13 protein-coding genes are annotated in these 13,974 nt (G+C 56.4%); 4 read left to right on the top strand and 9 right to left on the bottom strand.

Translation table 11 applies throughout. The features are described 5' to 3' along the window. The coding region (locus tag ACEQU8_RS12435) for an alpha/beta fold hydrolase (RefSeq protein ID WP_370264017.1) at nucleotides 1-948 on the bottom strand (948 nt) is incomplete at its 3' end. 106 nt (nucleotides 949-1,054) lie between these two features. Further along, complete coding sequence (locus ACEQU8_RS12430) at nucleotides 1,055-3,154, bottom strand: TonB-dependent receptor family protein (RefSeq protein ID WP_370264015.1); 2,100 nt, start codon at nucleotides 3,152-3,154, stop codon at nucleotides 1,055-1,057. Between the two features lie 175 nt (nucleotides 3,155-3,329). Here ACEQU8_RS12430 and ACEQU8_RS12425 point away from each other — a divergent pair, with 175 nt between their 5' ends. The 3 genes from ACEQU8_RS12425 to ACEQU8_RS12415 all read left to right on the top strand — a co-directional run bounded on the left by ACEQU8_RS12425 (nucleotide 3,330) and on the right by ACEQU8_RS12415 (nucleotide 6,119). Next, nucleotides 3,330-4,547 (top strand): iron-containing alcohol dehydrogenase, encoded by a 1,218-nt coding sequence (locus ACEQU8_RS12425; RefSeq protein WP_370264014.1) that lies wholly within the window; start codon nucleotides 3,330-3,332, stop codon nucleotides 4,545-4,547. A gap of 158 nt (nucleotides 4,548-4,705) precedes the next feature. Then, nucleotides 4,706-5,230 (top strand): type IV toxin-antitoxin system AbiEi family antitoxin, encoded by a 525-nt coding sequence (gene abiEi, locus ACEQU8_RS12420; protein ID WP_370264013.1) that lies wholly within the window; start codon nucleotides 4,706-4,708, stop codon nucleotides 5,228-5,230. A 34-nt stretch (nucleotides 5,231-5,264) separates the two neighbouring features. Then, entirely contained in the window at nucleotides 5,265-6,119 is an 855-nt protein-coding gene (locus ACEQU8_RS12415) for a nucleotidyl transferase AbiEii/AbiGii toxin family protein (protein ID WP_372521247.1), read from the top strand. 8 nt (nucleotides 6,120-6,127) lie between these two features. Here the strand turns inward: ACEQU8_RS12415 and ACEQU8_RS12410 are convergent, their stop codons facing one another. The 7 genes from ACEQU8_RS12410 to ACEQU8_RS12380 all read right to left on the bottom strand — a co-directional run bounded on the left by ACEQU8_RS12410 (nucleotide 6,128) and on the right by ACEQU8_RS12380 (nucleotide 13,105). Further along, the gene (locus tag ACEQU8_RS12410) at nucleotides 6,128-7,429 is read right to left on the bottom strand and encodes a di-heme oxidoredictase family protein (RefSeq protein WP_370264010.1); all 1,302 of its coding nucleotides are present in this window, start codon (nucleotides 7,427-7,429) and stop codon (nucleotides 6,128-6,130) included. Nucleotides 7,430-7,539: 110 nt separating this feature from the next. Beyond that, a complete protein-coding gene (locus ACEQU8_RS12405; RefSeq protein ID WP_370264009.1) occupies nucleotides 7,540-8,508 on the bottom strand; it encodes an AEC family transporter in 969 nt (322 codons plus the stop codon). A gap of 14 nt (nucleotides 8,509-8,522) precedes the next feature. Continuing rightward, nucleotides 8,523-8,870, bottom strand: coding sequence for a DUF6285 domain-containing protein (locus tag ACEQU8_RS12400; RefSeq protein ID WP_370264007.1), 348 nt, complete (start codon nucleotides 8,868-8,870; stop codon nucleotides 8,523-8,525). Next, nucleotides 8,870-9,886 (bottom strand): phosphotransferase family protein, encoded by a 1,017-nt coding sequence (locus tag ACEQU8_RS12395; protein ID WP_370264006.1) that lies wholly within the window; start codon nucleotides 9,884-9,886, stop codon nucleotides 8,870-8,872. The genes ACEQU8_RS12400 and ACEQU8_RS12395 overlap by 1 nt, the downstream gene beginning before the upstream one ends. Before the next feature lie 4 nt (nucleotides 9,887-9,890). Continuing rightward, the gene (locus tag ACEQU8_RS12390; RefSeq protein ID WP_370264005.1) at nucleotides 9,891-10,667 is read right to left on the bottom strand and encodes an SDR family NAD(P)-dependent oxidoreductase; all 777 of its coding nucleotides are present in this window, start codon (nucleotides 10,665-10,667) and stop codon (nucleotides 9,891-9,893) included. Continuing rightward, complete coding sequence (locus tag ACEQU8_RS12385; RefSeq protein WP_370264003.1) at nucleotides 10,664-11,845, bottom strand: acyl-CoA dehydrogenase family protein; 1,182 nt, start codon at nucleotides 11,843-11,845, stop codon at nucleotides 10,664-10,666. The genes ACEQU8_RS12390 and ACEQU8_RS12385 overlap by 4 nt, the downstream gene beginning before the upstream one ends. A 135-nt stretch (nucleotides 11,846-11,980) precedes the next feature. Then, nucleotides 11,981-13,105 (bottom strand): putative solute-binding protein, encoded by a 1,125-nt coding sequence (locus ACEQU8_RS12380; RefSeq protein ID WP_370264002.1) that lies wholly within the window; start codon nucleotides 13,103-13,105, stop codon nucleotides 11,981-11,983. Between the two features lie 169 nt (nucleotides 13,106-13,274). Here ACEQU8_RS12380 and ACEQU8_RS12375 point away from each other — a divergent pair, with 169 nt between their 5' ends. Further along, nucleotides 13,275-13,916, top strand: coding sequence for a glutathione peroxidase (locus tag ACEQU8_RS12375; protein WP_370264001.1), 642 nt, complete (start codon nucleotides 13,275-13,277; stop codon nucleotides 13,914-13,916). Nucleotides 13,917-13,974: the final 58 nt, after the last annotated feature.

The raw sequence follows: 13,974 nt of genomic DNA, 5'->3' as shown, positions 1-13,974 counted from the left end.
GTCCGATTTGCCGGCAATGCCCAGCACGGGGCAAGTGATGTTTTTGAAATTCACCACGCTTTTGCCAACCTTGAACTGACCGTGTGCCGTTTCGTTTTCCAGCCAAATGCTGCAAAACCAATCGCGTATTGCGCCCCCGGGGTAAGCCTCCAGGCTGTCGATAAAGGCAGCCTGGTTGGCGTGCTGGGCCACGTAGTCGCGGTCGTCCAGTTGGGTGATCAGGTTCCAATAACCCTTCAGGCTACCCACGGGGTCGAGCAATTTAAAGCCAATCACATTGACCCAACCTGGCGTGTACAACAACTTGGCCGGCACTTTGCGGAAATTGATCCGCGCAGCCTTCAACATATTGGCAAGGCGCTTGTACTGCTTGCCCACCACCCCGTTGGCATGGCCATCGATGGGAGTGCCGTAGGTCACAATGCTGTTGATGTTGGGGTCCTGGGTTAAAGCCGTGTAGGCCAGGCACATGCCACCGCCCATGCTCCAGCCTTGCAGGTTCAGTTTTTCGCTCCCGCTGTGGGCACGCACCGCTCTCAGGCAAGCGGGCAAAAAATCTTTGATGTAGTGCTCAAGGGTAAGGCCAGCTTCTTTGCGGGTGGGCTTTCCCCAGTCCACCAGGTACACGTCAAAACCTTGAGCCATCAAATAGCGCACAAAACTGCGCTCGGGCAGCAGGTCATACACAAACATATTCACGGCCAATGGGGCCACCAACACCAAGGGGATGCGCTGGCGTGTCTTGTTCACGGCGATGGTGTCTTCCCCAACCGTGATCTGCTCTTCCTGCAGGGGCAGGTAGTGGCGAACGCTGTGAATGCCCGACTGGTAAATTACCTCGAAAGGCTGCAGGCCCGCGCGCACCATGCTTTGGGCCTTGAATAGGCGATCCCAGCCGTTGGAAGACATGTGGCCAATGCGGCGCAGTGATAAAGCGTTGGAAGCCATGGCAAAAATCCCGGTGTTGTTGTGTTGGAAGTGCCCGGGATTTTAGCAGGGCCCAAGGCCGCAATTCTTGTGCAGCCGCTCTAAAGTTACCGATAGGTTACATAGATCATTTCCAGGCCAGCCCCACGCTGACACCGGCCAACCACTGGCGTTCGCTGGCAGGCTCAAAGTACTGCCCCGCAGACTGGTTCACGATCACCGAGCCCACGTATTGTTTGTCAAAGAGGTTGTCCACACGCGCATAGGTGCGCAGCCGCCAGCCTCCTGCCAAGGGCCAGGTCTTGCTGGCCCGAAGGTTGACCACGCTGTAACTGGGGGCAAATGCATCGTTGGCGTCGTTGGCAAACAAACGGTCCACATAACGCATTTCTACCGCCGCCTCGTAAAGTTTGTTGGGTGCGTAACGCAACTCGCCAAACAGTGTTTTTTGCGGAATGCTCGGAAGGCTATTGCCAGCCACAATGCCATTGACTGACGTGTCGTAGGTGGCGCGTATGTAGTTAAACGCCGCTGTGCCTTGCCATGCCGGGGCAAACGCATGTTGGAGTGCAAGCTCTGCACCCTCGCGGCTGGTGCCGCCCGCGTTCTGAAACGATGTGGCGCCCCCTGCACTGGCCAGTACCACAATTTCATTCTCGGTTTCGACGGTGTACACGGCAGCGTTCAGCAGTGTGGCCACCCCAAGCTTGGCCTTCAGCCCCACTTCCAATTGCTCACTTTTGGCAGCCTCCAGTTGAGCATTAAAGTTGGGGCTGGGAGGAGCCACCGACAAATACGCCGTTTCGAGCAAGGTGGGGGTTTCAAAGCCCTCGCCATACGACACATAGGTGTTCACGGAGGGGCTCAGGCGGTAGGTCAGACCAATGTTGGAGGTAATTTCTTCGTATTTCTTGCTGCCACTGCCATCGCCATTGATTAAGAACTGGTCACGCGATTCAATTTCAATGCTCGAATTGCGAAGGCCAGCCAACACGCTCCAGCGCTCCGCAAAAAACCATTCGCCCTGTACATATTGATCAAACTGGCTGGCCGTGTTGGCCTCGTCGCGATTGGGGGTGGAGCTGGCGCCAAAAAAGCCCAAGCGGGCTTGCTCAAGCTCACCCACGGTCAAGCCCACGTGGGTGAACAAAGGCTTACCCAACAGGTCCACTTGGTGGGCCAAACGCAGGTCGGCACCACTGTAGGTGTTGTTCAGGTCGATCACAGCGCTGCTGGGCAACACCTGGCGAATTTTGCGCTCGCCGTGGTAGGGGGTAAAGGTGAGGCGGGTGGTCGGCGCAAACCGGTGTTCCAGCGTCATGCCTGTTTGAGTTTGCTCCACGGTTTTATTGGTGTTGCGCGCCACGGCGTTGTTGCCCGCTTGACGTCTGTTCTGCGCCAGCTGCGCGGCTGTTAAACCACCGGGGTCTTGGGCCAGAGGAATGTCCACATGGTTGACCACCCAGGCCAAGCGGGTCGCCTCGCCAATGTTCCACACCATTTTGCTGTTGAAATTATCACGACGCGCACGGCTGTGGTCGCGGTAGCCATCGGTGCGGAAGGTGGAGGCATCCACCACAATGCCCAAGGTTTGGTTGCCCTTGGATGCTTTAAAACCACTGCGGCGCGCACCATCAGTGCCAAATATTTGATCGAACTCCAGCGTGGTGCCCAGGCCTGGGTTCTCTGTCTCGATCAAAATAACCCCGCCCGATGAGTTGCCATACAGCGAAGAAAAAGGCCCGCGCAACACCTCGATGGACTCGGTGGAACTGAGACTGAAATGAGATATTTGACCAGACCCATCGGGCATGGTGGCCGGAATGTTGTCTGAAATTAAACGCACCCCCCGCACGCCCGATGTAGCGCGCGCCCCAAAACCGCGAATCGAAATTTGCAGGTCTTGGGCAAAGTTGTTGCGATTGTTGATCACCAGGCCTGGCACGCGGGTCAGCGTCTCCGACAAGTTCACCTTGAATCCACCTGCCGCCTGCAAAGTGCCAGCATCCACCTTGCTGACCGAGGCCGGCACCTCAAAGGGGTCTCGGGCATCGCGGGTGGCTTGCACCACCATGGCATCCAGCACAGGGGGGCTTGACGAGGCCGTTGCGGTGGGCTCTTGCAAAGCGGTGGAAGAATCGGCTTGTGCCATGGCGAGGGGCCAAGGCGCGCCAACCAGCAGGCCGACGCAAGCCAGGGCCTTCACAGTGGGGGGGCTTCTGAACATCTTGATATTTCTTGTGTGAATTGACGGACTATTTATAAACGTTTTTGGCCGCCACGCAAAGGCTGGTAATCCATGATCCACGGCGTGAGCACATTTCTTCTGGAAGAATTACTCTGCCCACAAGCCATTTACCTTTGTAGAATCTTGAATACTTTTAAAACACAGGAGACACCCCATGTTGCACGCCCTCGAGGTGCTGTTTTTGCGCATCTACATGATGATTTTCAAAGCAGTCACCGCCATCATGCCGTTCAAATGGCCCAAGGTGTTCGAGGGCAATCAGTCCTCCCTGGACCTGGTGCGGCACATGGCGCAAAAAGGTCACGGCAGCATTCTGATTGTGACCGATGCCGTGCTGATGAAGCTGGGAGTGCTGAACAACATTTTGGCCGAGCTGGACAAACTGCAGGTGAAATACGCCGTGTACGATGGCGTAGAGCCGAACCCCACCGTGCAGCAAATTGAAGCAGGCTACCAAATCCTGAAACAAAACAATGCACAGGCGATTCTGGCAGTGGGCGGCGGCAGCCCCATTGACGCAGCCAAGATGATTGGTGCACGCGCCAAAAACGAAAAACCCATTGTAAAAATGACCGGTTTGTTCCGCGTGTGGCGTGGCATGTTGCCCCTGTATGCCGTGCCCACCACAGCAGGTACAGGGTCTGAATGCACCATTGCAGCCGTGGTGACCGACACCGCGAACAAACGCAAGCTGGCCGCCATGGACCTCAAGCTGATGCCCACCGCAGCAGCCCTGGACCCATCGCTGATGGTGGGCTTGCCCGCTCACATCACAGCAGCGACGGGCATGGACGCACTCACGCACGCCGTAGAGGCCTACGTGTCCCGCAACGCCATGAAAAAAACCGACGAGAAAGCCGTTGAAGCCACCAAGCTCATCATGCAATACCTGGAAACCGCTGTGGCCGACGGCAGCAATCTGGAAGCACGCCAAAAAATGGCTCGCGCCTCGCATTTGGCTGGCATTGCATTCACCCAGGCAGGCGTGGGCTATGTGCATGCCATCGCCCACAAATTTGGGGCCCTGTACCACACCCCGCACGGTCTGGCCAACGCCATCGTGATGCCCTATGTGCTGGATTACTCTTTGCCCAACTGCGCTTCGCGCTTGGCCGAACTGGCCCGCCACTGCGGCATTGGCCAAGCTGGGGCAGACGATGTTCACCTGGCGCAAGCCTTCGTACAGCGCATTCGCGACATGAACGCCAAGTTTGGCATTCCCACAGAATTAAAAGACCTCAAGGCCAGCGACATTCCCGAGATCGCCAAGTCTGCCATCGGCGAAGCACGCTTTACCTACGCCGTGCCCCGCTACATGGACAAGCCAGTGGCCGAGCAAGTGATTCGCCACATGCTGCCCAAGGCTGCATAAATCCACATAAGCGGCAGCGCTGGCCCGGCGGCGTTGCACCACACCCCAAGGCCCGCACCATGTGCGGGCTTTTTTTTCCTTCATTCGAGCTGACACCTTGTACACCCAGGTCGTGAGGTATACACTAAATTACATCTCTGGTATTAATTAGTTTACCAATGTCAAAATCTGACCAACTTTTGAAGGCTTTAGCCAATTCAACCAAAGCAGGCGGTGGTATTCACAGCGCAGCAGAATTGGCATTCATGCTCAATCTCACTTGTGATGCAGCATTCAGGAAATTTTTGACCGACTGTGAAAAAAGAGGCCAAATCCGGAGGGTGCTAAAAGGTTTTTACGAAAGCTCAATCACCCCGCCAGAGCCAACCACAGCCATCTACAAACTCATCAAAAAAATGCGCAGTGGGGTGCTGAGCTACATCAGCCTGGAGAGCCAACTGAGCCAAACAGGTGACATTTCGCAAATTGTGATGGGCCGGGTAACCGTGGTCACCAAGGGCAGAAGTGGTTGCTTCGATACACCTTATGGAACGATTGAACTAACCCACACCAAACAGCCTGTCGAGAAAATTGTCCCAAATTTGTATTATGACCCCGACATCAAAATGTATCGGGCAAAAACCGTGCAGGCGTTGGCCGACCTGAAACACTGCAAGCGCAATCTTCACATGGTGGAACGCTGAGATGCTAAAGCCCCTCGTCCAACAAATCACATTAATGAACCCCGACTACACCGAGGTAACGGATGTCATCGAAAAAGAGATACTGCACCACGACATCATGGATGTGCTGATCAAACAAGGCGCACTGCAGCGCCTCACATTTATCGGTGGCACGTCATTGCGCATGTGTCACAACAGTTCAAGAATGTCTGAGGATCTCGACTTCAATGCCGGACACGATTTCTTGCCCTCTGATTTCGAAGGACTTGAATATGAAATCCAGCGCTACATAGAGAACAAGTATGAAACAGAGGTGTTTGTAAACAAACCTTCTGAAATAAAACAGGGTGACACAGTGTCTTGGACGATCAGTATTGTGAAGGAGCCCAATCGTCCCGACCTGCCTCGACAAAAAATGCACATTGATGTGTGCGCCATTCCTTCATTCGATATCGAGAAGCGCCCGCTATTGAACCACTACAACATACCAGTGCCCACTGAAGGAATTCTTGTACCCGTTCAGTCTTTGGGTGAAACACTGGCAGACAAACTGATCGCCTTGGCTTACCGCTCAAGGCGAATTAAGCCCCGCGACCTGTGGGACATCGTTTGGATCAAGCAGCGCGGCATTACGCTGCCAAAACACCTTGTCGAAAAAAAGCTGCTGGCACGGCAAAAACAAACCAAGGATTTCCACGAGGCGCTGGCCCAACAACTCGAGACATTAAAAACGAAAGACGAAGTTCGTATCGATTTTCATTCTGAAATGTCCCGTTTTCTTCCGAGGAACATCAAGCAAAGAACACTGGACAATCCAGAATACTGGGCTTATTTACAAAACGAAGTGTGCGCTGTTGCATCTGAATTGCTCAACAACATTCCCCCACCCCATCCATTCAACATGGGGTGAGAATCACTTTACAAACTCTTCAAGAATTCAATCAGCGCTTGCCTGTCCTGCTTGCTAAGCTGCTCATAAAGCGCTTTGCTGGTGTTGGCCTCACCACCATGCAAGCGTATGGCTTTGTCGAAGTCGCGACCTGCACGCCCATCATGCAACAGGGGCTTGTTGGTCTGCCCCACGCCCCACAGGGGCGGGGTTTTCCATTCAGTGGCAGTGCCCAACCCTTCAGGCGCATTGTCCGCCAACTCTGGCCCAAGGTCGTGGAGCAACAAATCTGAATACAGCCACACCTCACGGTCGCCCATGGGCGCGCCCAAATTGGCAGCTGTTTTAAGCATGGGCGTGTGGCAGGCCACACAACGTGTGTCTTTAAACACCTGCTCGCCGCGCAAGGCCTTGCCTTTTAAAACAGGGCGCGGGGGCGGTGCAAGCCAGCGCTGAAAATCTGCCACCAACTGCGCTTCGCGCAGGGTGACGGCCTCGCCCACAAAGGGCGTGCACTCCACTGGAGCAAGGTTCCCCGAGGGGCGCACCGGCACTGAAAACACAGGGTGGGAGGTGGCTATTCCAAGCTCGGTGCTAAATGCACCTTGGGTAAAAGCCAGCACATCAGCCACAAACCCACGTGCACCAAAACGCCCAACGGCCTGATCGGTGGTATTGATGTCGTTGATGCCGCCCGGGAACATCGCCCCCGCCCTGCCGCTGACTTCGGGATACGCTTGTGCAGCCGCCTGCCCGTTGGCAATGATGGCACTGTCAGGGATGGCCTCAATCAGGCCGATACCGAACAAGTGGGGCGTGGCTCGAACCGTGCTGGCCAAGGCGTTGTCAGGAACGCGCTCTGGGGCAAGGTTGCAACCGGGCACCTGCGCTGGAAATTCATCGGCCACCGAGCGGGCGTGCACATGGGGTGCTCCATCGGCCTGCGTTAGCAAACCCACAGCGAACTGCGGAGCCAACAGCGTGGTGAACCTTGAAATGGTGCGGCTGGGGTCGGTGCCGCCTGTGGCGGGTTGACCATGGCATTCGGCGCAGCTTTGTGCATTGAACACCGCCCCCAGGCCATTGGATGGCTCAAACACTTTTTCGAACAGGGCCTTGCCAAACTCAAACCGCTCCAGTTGGGCCGCGTCCAGACCATCCATGGGTTTGGCCCACAGGACCGGCTCACGTTGTGCCGCTTGCACTGGGCCCGCTGGGGCAGCGCTTGCGCTTGGGTTGGATGAAGTGGATGTGTTGGACAGGTCTTCGGTACTGCAGGCGGCCAGCAGCGCCGCCATGGCCAGCGTGGGCCCGACATGGCGATTTTTCATATCTAAAATTATGGTTTTATATTTCTCAAGAGCGCTCTTCAACAAAAGCGCCATCCCATGCAGTTTTACTGCGCTGTGGGGAATTCAGATTCAAAACAAGGGCTGGCGTGTTAGGTGAGCCATTTCACTGCGATTGAAAACGTCACAAAGGCGATGGCCGTGCTCAACAATACAATTTGTGCAATGCGTCTGGAATCGGCCTCGAACCGTTCAGCCAACACGGTGATGCTACTGGCGCTGGGCAAGGCGGCCACCAACACCAGCACAGTGAGTGATTGTGGATTTAGCGCAAAACCAGCTTGCATGTAAAGCCAACCTGCCCCCAGCACCAAAGCCGGGTGTATTAGCAGCTTGTAAAACACCACCAGCGGGACGTCACCCAGGCGAGCCAAGCGCCCCGCCCCAGCTTCCACGGGCGTGGCGGGTGGCCGAGCCAACATGGCCCCAATGGTAAACAGGGCAATGGGTGAACACGAGTTGGCCAACATGCTCACAATTTGGTCCACGGGTTGCCATGGCATAAAGCTGTTGGCCGAGGCCAGGGCACCCAGCATCACAGCCCAGGGCAAAGGGTTTGCCAGCACGCCGCGCATCGCCTTTTTTGCGGCAGCCAAGGGGCTTTCCTGAGCGTTGTGCCCAAGGCGCGACAGGGCAATGCACACCGAGGAGGTGATGATCATGTCGATTGAAATGGACACCACCGCTGGCCCAACGCTGTCTGGCCCAAGCAATGAAACCAGTATGGGCATGCCCATAAAGCCGGAGTTGGGAAAAGCAGTGACCAAAGCACCAAAGGCGGCGTTGTTCCAACTGTGCCCCATGCGTAGGGCCGTGAATACACCCAGGCCCACCATCAACATGGCGCACAGCAAATACAGGGCTATGGTGTGGGGGTCAAACAGTTGTGCCACCGGCATGCCTGCTGCAAATTTGTACAGCATGGCAGGCAAAGCAAAATACAACACAAAGGCATTCAAACCCGGTATGGCCCCCAAAGGGAGCAGGCGGCTGCGGGTGGCCAAATAGCCGCACAAAATGAGCGCAAAAAAAGGCAGGGTGACCAAAAAAATGTGTTGCATGTTGTCAGGATTGGTCAGTGGTTTGAATCAAGTGCCTTGGGGTTGCTCACCAGCAAACGTTGCCGAGTCATCGCGCGCAATTGCTGCCACACGGCTGCACGCTCAGGCTGCCCGGGGTCGACCTGGCCTTGGCGTATGGCATGGGCCAAACGCGTCAAGCTGGCGTCTTGTAGCGAAGGTTGATGGGCTGCCTGCGCAGTGGCTTGCGCACGGAATTGCATTTCACGTTGGGCAATGCCCATGGCATTGATCACCATCAACAGTTCGCGTTGTTGGTCGCCACTCACCGCCGCAAGAATTCGGCTCTTTAGCACCTCACGCGCACAGGCCAACAGGTCGGCACCATCGGGTTTTTCAAGCATCAGCCATGCTCCGTCATGTTTAAAATTTGCCATTCCAGTTCGGGCACCACATGGCCAGTGAGTGCGAGCAACAGCGAACGCTCTTGGCCACTGCAATGGCGTTGGGCTTGCTGCAGGGCGATTACTGCCCATGTGACGTGCGCCATCACCTCCCAGTAAGCCACCTCTGCGCGGTCTATCGGTGTGGGGCTCACCTCTTCATAACCGGCATAAAAATGCTCGCGCAGGCCGATGCCCCCGGCCTCCAATTCGTGTTGACCAAAACGCCAGCAGCGCGCGCAAAACCACCCCAGGTCCTGCAGCGGGTTGCCCCATTGGGCAAACTCCCAATCCAAAATACCGCTTAGGCCGTGCTCATCAACCATGTAGTTGCCTGTGCGGTAATCGCCATGGCAAAGCGCAAGTTGCAGATTGCGGGGGGCATGGCGTTCCAGCCACCGCAAGCCCCACTCCAATGCCGGGTAGGCGTTGGGCAGCGTGTCCAGGTAAGCGCGATGCTGTTGCACTTTCAGCAGCGCAGGGTTGCCTTCGGGCAATGGCAAAAAATTCAAGGCCGGCACAGGCGGCACAATGCTGTGAATGGTGGCCAACTCGCGGCCCAAAGCGTGGGCCAGTTCGGCGCGGTCGGGCGCGTAGCGCATGTCTTTGACAATCACATGGGCGGCAGCTGTGCCGGGCACGCATTTCATCAAAAAAAACGGTCGCCCCAATACCTGTGGGTCGGTGCACAGCAGCAATGGCTCTGGCACCCGCACGCCTGCGTTGAAGGCAGTGGCCAGCAAGGCAAATTCCTGAGCCCGGCTGTGACTGCTGGCCACGCCAGCCGTGGCCGAGTCGCAACGCAACACACAAAGCACCGTGCCATGGTGAGGGCCACCATCGACCTCCAGCACAAGGCGCCAGTTTTCCTGGATGGCACCGCCACTCAAGGGTACTAGCTGCTCAATACGCACCCGACGGGCATTCCATTGCGCTGCAATGTGCCGGGCCAGGGCCTGTTGGAATTCGCTGTTCATCTGCTTACAAACCACTCACCAAATGGCCGCGGTCCACTGGAATGCAGGCGCCTGTCATGCCTGCACTCGCTGGGCTGGCCAACAGCAACAGCGGCCCATCCAGATCACTCAAACTGCAAAACTGCCGGCTTGGAATGCGGTTGCGCAACTTTTCGCCAAGCTCACTTTGCAAAAAATCGCGATTGATGTTGGTGGACACATAGCCTGGCATCAGCGCATTCACACGAATATTGTTGCGGGCCAATTCCAGCGCCAGTGCCTTGGTGGCCTGCAGCACGCCTGCTTTGGAAATGGCGTAAGGCGCAATGCCCCCAGCCACGCGTTCGCCCAATATGGATGCGATGTTCACAATACTGCCCGCCTTGCCAGCGGCCACCATGCGCCGTGCCCCCTCGGTGGCAACCAGCCACACGCCTTTCAGGTTGGTGTTTAATATTTGGTCGTAATCGGCCTCGCTGTGCTGAAGCACGGGCTTCACAATGCTTTGCCCGGCGTTGTTCACAATCACATTGGGCACACCCACCAAGGTCTCCATCTGCTCAAACGCGTGTTGCACCGAGGAGGCTTCGCTCACATCCATGGCCACAGCCACCGCCTTGCCACCGCCTTGGTGTATGCGCTGCACCAAATCATTTAACTTGGCCGTGTTGCGCGCGGCCAGCACCACCGTGGCCCCGTGCTTGGCCAGCAAGGTTGCAAAGTGTTCACCCAAGCCGCTGGAGGCCCCAGTGACCAACACCAATTGCCCCTGCATACCAAACAAATCGTGTTGCATGCTCATGATTGCCCCGCTGCATGGTGCTGGCCCGCCAGCATTTTTTTGCCCATGCTGTGGCGATGCACCTCGCTGGGTCCGTCATAAATGCGGAACGCCCGCATGTCGGTAAAAATTCGACTCACCACGGTTTCGCCTGTCACGCCTTGCCCACCCAATATTTGAACGCTGCGGTCCACCACCCGCCACTGCGCCTCTGAGCACACCACCTTGGCGCGACTGCTCTCAAAGTTGCAGCGCTGGCCTTGATCAAGCATCCAGGCGGTGTGCCAAATGTGCAAGCGGGCGGTTTGCAAATCCATGTCGTTGTCGGCCAGCATGAATCCAACCCCCTGGTGATGCCCCAACACCTGGCCGAACGCCTCACGCTGCCGTGCATATGCCAGAGCGATGTCGTGCGCACGGCGTGCCTGGCCCAACCAGCGCATGCAGTGGGTTAAACGGGCAGGGGCAAGGCGCACCTGTGCGTAGCGAAACCCCTTGCCCAACTCGCCCAATACAGCGTCGGCAGACACTCTTAGGCCATCAAACCGCAACACACCGTGACCGCCAACAAAGCAGGCATCCATGGCGTCCATGGTGCGCTCCAGCACAATACCCGGCGCATTCATGTCACTTAAAAACCTGGTGGCGCTTCCATCGTCCATACGCGCCATGATGATGACCACCCCTGCACCCTCGGCCCCTGTAATAAACCACTTCGTGCCGCGGATGAGGTAACCATCGCCATCTTTTGTAGCAGTGGTGTTTAACATGGAAGGGTCGGCACCCGCGCCGGGCGCGGGTTCTGTCATGGCAAAGCAAGAACGCAAATGCCCCTGCACCATGGGTCTTAACCAGCGCTCTTTTTGCGCCGGGGTGGCCACCGCCTCCAGCAAATGAATGTTGCCTTCATCGGGCGCATGAATGTTCATGGCGGTTGGCCCAAGGTGGGAATAACCGGCCTCTTCAAATGCGATGGCTTTTTCCAGGTGGGTCCATCCACGTCCGCCCATGTCGCGGCTGGCATGGGGGGTCAGCAAATCGGCCTTTCTGGCCCGCTCCACCAGCTCTTTGCGCAAGGCCTCACTGGGCCCATGGGCACCCTGGCGGGCATCCTGTTCAAGGGGAATAATCTGCTCGGCAATAAATCCACGCACTTCAGACTGAAGCGCTTGTTGGCTGGGGCTCAGGGTGAAATCCATGGTTGTTGCTTACACCGCTTGTTCTGCACACCCCATGAAGATAATTGAGTTCACTGTTCTACACAAAAACCGGCCGGTGAAACTGGCCTGCTTTGCGCCAAATTAGGTGAATACCCTAGCGTGAATTCAGCGGTGTTACTCGTCTTGTGTGGAGCACTCCGCCGCTTTGGGATTGTGGTGGCAACGCACGCGTTTCAATATGCCCATCATGCGCGGGTCATAAACGCCCTCGGCCGTGAGTTGCAGGCGAGCCTGCTGCATCATCACATTGTATTTTTCCTGGTCGGGAGCGCTCACATCCATCCAGTATTGGTTCGGCACCTGCTTTTCAATTTGCCGGATGGCGGCAATGGCTTGGTCCACGTACTGCAAACCAAACTTGCGCATTTTCATCAGCCTGTCATCCAGATCGGGCACTTCCTTTTCAATGCGCTCACGGTTGATCACCGCCGAGCCGGTCACATTGATGAGCGGCATTTTGTACACGCCACCCTTGGTGCCCAACCCCCGGTACAGCTCCAGCGGCGCAAAGGCCAAGGCGGGTGCGGCAATAATATCCACAACACCGTTGTTAAACTTTTGTGCAAAGTTGGTAATGTCGCTGGGCACAGGTTGAGCGCCCAGTTGCTGAATCATCTTGGCCTGGCTTTTGTCCCAGTCCATCACAGCCACTTTTTTGCCCGCCGCTTTTTCAATCGAATTGATGCTGCGGTCATTCACCATCACATACGCCGCCCCCAATGGGGCCAGGCCCACGACCTGGTACTTGCCACTAATCGACAAGGGGTAGGTCTTCTCGCTGCCCATGAGCACTTGCAGTGCTGTTTTGACATGCTCATAGGTGGGCAAAGCCCCCACGGCATCCAGGCTGCCCATGAAGGGATTGAACATGCGCGCGCGCAGAGTGGTAATGGCCACCCCCTCGCACTGCCCAGTGCGAAATGATTCAGCGGCCACACCCTCGTTGGTGAATGGCAAAAGCTCCACGTACAAATTCCATTTGCGTGCCTCAATGGCGATGTCTTGTGCAATGCCATACACCGGACCAGCCCGACCCATGATGTCAAAAATACACACCTTCACATGCAGGGGTTTGTCCAGCGGTTTCATCTCTTTCATGAGCTGCTCAGACAACTTGTTCATCATGCCCGGCGGCATTTTGGGCAGGTCTTGAGCCTGAACGGCGGCTGGGGCAAATGCACTCGCCAAAACAAGGGCTGCCTGCGCCAATGCGCGGGTGCTGCGGCTACGTGGATGCATGTGGTCTCCGATGGCAAGCCTCGTGCTGCAGGCCTTTTGTAGTGAATGTTACCGAGCGTATACAAAGGCCCGGGATGCTGTCAATTAAGCCCTGAAACACTCCCCCAGCCGCATGACAAGGGCGCCATCAAAACGTATACTGAACCCGTTGTAGTTGCAGTACCCCGCCATGACCAAACCCACTTTTGCACCCGCTGCCCGGCTTGGCTGCATAGCCAGCATTGCCCTGGCCAGCGTTGTACCAAGCAGCCTCGTTTTGCTACCCACGCCAGGCCTTGCTACCACAAGCCCACCGGCGGCAAAAACCCCGTTGAACAAGGGCTGCCCGGCTGTACTCAATGTCACCCTGCCGCGCCTTCAAGACGAAAAGCCGATCGATGTGTGCAGCGTGGCTGGCAAGGTTACCTTGGTGGTCAACACAGCCAGCAAATGTGGGTTTACCGGGCAATACGAGGCGCTGGAAACACTGCACAAAAAATATGGCTCCAAGGGGCTTGCGGTGCTGGGCTTTCCCACCGGGGATTTTGCCAATCAGGAATACGCCAGCAATAGTCAAATTGCCAGCTTTTGCAAAAATACCTTTGGCATTCAATTCCCCATGTTTGCCAAAAGCACCACGGTGGCCACATCACCCGCCCTCAACCCGGTTTATAAAAATCTTTACGCTCTGGGCTTGCCCAGCCCGGGCTGGAATTTCAACAAATATTTAATTCTGCCCGATGGCACCGTGCGGCATTATGCCGCTGGGGTGTCGCCCTTGAATTCTGAAATTGAGCAATTGATCGCGCAGCATGTCACAAACCAGCAGTAAACCCGGCAGCATCACGGTTTTTTATGATGGATCCTGCCCCTTGTGCCGACGAGAGATC

It is taken from the genome of Limnobacter sp., assembly GCF_964228395.1.
GTDB lineage: Bacteria > Pseudomonadota > Gammaproteobacteria > Burkholderiales > Burkholderiaceae_B > Limnobacter.
This window is presented reverse-complemented; position numbering and strand designations above follow the sequence as displayed.